This window comes from Okeania sp. SIO2B9, from assembly GCF_010672505.1.
GTDB classification, from domain to species: domain Bacteria; phylum Cyanobacteriota; class Cyanobacteriia; order Cyanobacteriales; family Microcoleaceae; genus Okeania; species Okeania hirsuta.
The window spans coordinates 1-4323 of the sequence record NZ_JAAHGK010000630.1 but is presented as its reverse complement, the minus strand read 5'-3'; the positions used below and the strand labels follow the sequence as shown (position 1 = coordinate 4323).

Genomic DNA, 4323 nt, shown 5'->3' with positions numbered 1-4323 from the left:
CTTAATAATTATCTTTAAAAATATAATTATCAATTGATAATTATATTTTTAAAGATAAATTATTAAGTTTATCAATTATTTTAGAGCGAGCGATCGCTGAATTTAGATCGAAAAAAGAACAGCAACGTACCATTATCAAATTACAACAACAAGCTCAACAAGAAGCAATTATTAATCGCATTGTTCAAGGAATGCGTAATACTTTATTACTGGATGAAGTCATGCAAAATACTGTTGAGCAGTTACATGAGGTTTTGCAAGTTAGTCATTGTATAATTGTCAGGCTAGACTATCAGAAAAACATTAATATTTGTCACTTCAATAACACGACAGTTGAATGTGAAAATCAAGTTAGTTTTTGTTACGATGTTCATCAATATTATTCAGAATTACTCACTAGAGGAGAACAAGTAAAAATTAGTAAATTTGATACAACTATAGACTCAGAAGTTAAAAATCTTATTGACGAGTTTCAAGTGATTTCAGTCTTGATTACACCGCTGTTATATCAGGATACTTACCAAGGTGGGATTATTCTAGGTCAGTGCGATCAAAAAAGAGAATGGACAGAAGATGAACTATCTCTATTGAAATCAATTGCTAACCATTGCGCCATTGCTATTCATCAAGCTGAACTATATCAACAAGCACAAATAGAAATTGCTCAACGCAAGCAAGTAGAGGAGCATCTACGCAAAAGTCAAGAACGTTATGCTCTTGCCATTGAAGCAAGTCATGTGGGAATTTGGGAATGGGAATTACAAACGAATGCAATTTACGTCGATCCTATATTGAAAGCAATGCTTGGTTATGAAGATTGGGAAGTTAGAAACATAATGGATGATTGGCATCAATTGGTGCATCCAGAAGATCGAGAACAGGTAATGGCAGCAAAAAATGCTCACTTAGCAGGACTGACACCAAAATACGAAATCGAACATAGGATGCAACATAAAGATCGCAGTTACCGATGGTTTTTTTGTTGCGGAGTTGTTATTCAAAATGAAAAAGGAATAACGAACAAAATGATAGTAACAAATACAGACATTACACAATATAAGCACGCAGAAGAAACTGTTATTGCCAGTCAACAGCAGCTTGTAGGTATGATGACGCTGATCCGTAACATCACAGAATGCAAACAAGCACAACAAGCTTTACAAAATAATGAAGTGAGGTTTCATGCCCTAATTGAAAATGCTAACGATTTGATTTTGATTATTGATGCTGAGGGAATCTCTCGTTATATTAGTCCATCACTAATAAGAGTTTTGGGATATATACCAGAAAAAACTGTTGGTCAGGGTATCTTCGATCTAATTCATATAGACGATTTATCACTCATCACTCATACTTTTAACAAAGCAATTGAAAATCCTGGTATTAGTCAGCCACCTATTGAGTATCGAGTTAAGCATAGTAATGGTTATTGGTGCTTTTTTGAAGGTGTTGTCACTAACCTTTTACACGACCCAGCGGTGGAAGGTATTATTGTTAATAGTCATGATATTACTCAACGTAAGCGAATTGAAGAACAATTAAAACATGATGCACTACACGATCCACTCACCCATCTCCCTAATCGTACTCTGTTTATGGATCGTTTGGAGCAAACAATTAAATATGCGGAACGCCGAAACAATTTTTCCTTTGCCGTCCTATTTATAGACCTTGACCGATTTAAAGTTATTAATGATAGTTTTGGTCATAGCATGGGAAATCAACTGATTATCGCGATCGCCGAACAACTAAAAGCATTGGTTTCTCCTGGAGATACAGTTGCTCGTCTTGGTGCAGATGAGTTTGTAATTTTGCTAGAATATATTTCAGGAATTAGTGATGCTACCTATATTGCTAATCGCATTCACAAACAACTAACTTCACCAATTATTTTAGAAGGAAATGAAGTATTTATTACTGCTAGTATTGGTATTGCTCTCAACTCCACAAATATTGGGTCAGCAGAAAATATTTTACGAGATGCAGAAATAGCTATGCAATCCGCCAAAAATATGGGCAGAGGGTGTTATCAAATTTTTTGTACCTCTATGCACACTCAAATTCTCAAACGTTTAAAGTTGGAGAACAATTTACAAAGCGCTCTCAAAAACGATCTATCTCAATTTGTGCTTAACTATCAACCTATTGTGTCCCTCAGTACAAACAATATTACTGGTTTTGAAGCTCTAGTACGTTGGCAACATCCACAATTAGGCTTAATTTCTCCTGCTGAATTTATTCCTGTTGCTGAGGAAACAGGGTTAATAATACATCTTGGTTTGTGGGTATTGAGAGAAGCTTGTCGGCAGTTACGTCAATGGCAAAATGAATTTCCCAATAATTATCTTTTAAAAATGAGTGTTAATCTGTCTGTGAAACAGTTTGCTCAAGCAGATTTAATTGAACAAATTGACCAAATTCTCTTAGAAACTCAGCTTGATGGTAGTAATTTAAAATTGGAAATTACTGAAAGTGCTTTAATAGAAAATTATGAGTTTGTTACAGAAAAAATGTCTCAGTTAAGAGGGCGGAATATTGAGTTATGTATTGATGATTTTGGTACAGGATATTCTTCTTTAAGTTATTTACACCGTTTCCCGATGAGTACTTTGAAAATCGATCGTTCTTTTGTGAATAGAATAGGTGTTGCTAATATGATCAGTGAGGGTTCAATTGATCCTACGGAAATTATCCGTTCAATTATTACTTTATCTCACAATTTAGGTATAAATGTTGTAGCTGAAGGAGTAGAAACTACAGAACAAGTTCTTCAACTACAAGCGTTAAAATGTGAATATGGTCAGGGTTATTTATTTTCTAAGCCCCTAGATATAGCTAAAGCAACAAGTTTAATTTCTACAATCAACTATGCGGAAAAATAGTTAGGCTATTTCTTAGGAGTCAGGAGGACCGAGTCAGGAGACAGGAGACAACCCACCCCTCGCCCCTCCCCCTCCCAGGAGGGGAAGACAGGAGAAAAGGGAATGAGCGAGGAGGTAGGAGTAAGAATTGTCCTTTGATTTTTCTGCCCAACTATGAGCCTAAAATACTAGCTTTTTGAGCATGAAGAGCTGAAAACCAGGCACTTTTTTCGACTCCAAAAAGGCTAAAACCTTTATCTGTAAGTACTTTTATATTTAATCAGCAAGCCCTAGTTAAATTATCATGCTCTGTTATACCAAATATCAAAAGTATTGCTACATCTCCTTGAGAATAGGGAGTTCATTAATTGATAATGGATAATGGATAATGGATAATTGATAATTAGGGTTTGCTGAAAAAGTCTTTTTTTCAGAGCAGAAGCCAGAATTTCCTACGGAATGCTGCGCAAACAGAATCCAGAATCCAGGAGGAATGATAATCATAGAAGAGGTAGCCAGAAGAATCTTCCCAAGATTGTTCTACCCCACATTCCGCACTTCAATATCGTCCGGGGCGGAGTCTAGGTTACCCTGGACTGTGCTTTCGGCTTCTTTATAGTCCTGGATGGCCTGGTTAAGATTAGCGCGGGTTTCTGTATCCACCTCCTGGTTATCTGCCGCCAGTTTCTCTTTGAGAATTTCCTCAAGACGCTCTTGACCCTCGTAACGCAGTTTCGGATCGACTCCGCCCAGTTCGTATAAGGCCATCAAGAGGGCATAAAGGGTGCGCTGGAGGATGCTCGCGTTTTCGGGCAGGAGTACCTTTGCTTTTTCTATACTACGCTCGATATCGTCCCACCAACGTTCTATCTTGTTCAAATCTGGCGAGTCAGGTGGTAAATACCAGATTTCACACTCTTGCTTAGCCACTAATTCTTCAATATCAACTGATTTATGAAACGTTGCGTTATCCAGTATGATCACTTGCCCTGGTTGTAATTTTGGTAGTAAACAATTTTCCCACCAGCTCTCATGCCATACATGATTACAACTTCCTACAAATGTTAAAGGAGCAAACTTTTTTTCTTGATTTATAGCTGCAATCCAACTTACTCTCTCAGTTCTTTTTCCTGATTTCATACCTGGTACTCTTTTTCCTTTAACTCCATAACCATAAGTATAATCTTCCCTATTATCTATTCCAGCTTCATCTACATAAACAATATCTTTCTTGTCCATTTGATTTAGTTTAAAGATAAATTCTTCTGTTTCTAGTTCGTCTGTTTCTTGATCACCATATGTTTTTTTTGTATCCGCTCAGTAAATTGGGGTAAGAAGAAGAAAAAGTACAGCTAGTGTTGTAGAATATGATTTATGAGGCAAAAACTATCATCAGATCAATTAGTGGCCACATTACTGCAATCAATTGACCCAGGTTTGATTGCAGATTAAGGAGTACGTA

The 4323-nt window shown here is 36.6% G+C and carries 1 protein-coding gene and 1 pseudogene; one reads left to right on the top strand and one right to left on the bottom strand.

The features are described from left to right. The first annotated feature begins 191 nt into the window (after positions 1 to 191). Positions 192 to 2882: an EAL domain-containing protein gene (locus F6K13_RS20445; protein ID WP_287288204.1), complete on the top strand. Its 2691-nt coding sequence runs from the start codon at positions 192 to 194 to the stop codon at positions 2880 to 2882. Positions 2883 to 3401: 519 nt separating this feature from the next. On the opposite strand, the pseudogene F6K13_RS20440 reads toward F6K13_RS20445, so the two are convergent. Further along, positions 3402 to 4142, bottom strand: a pseudogene (locus F6K13_RS20440) (IS630 family transposase); the annotation flags it as partial. Positions 4143 to 4323: the final 181 nt, after the last annotated feature.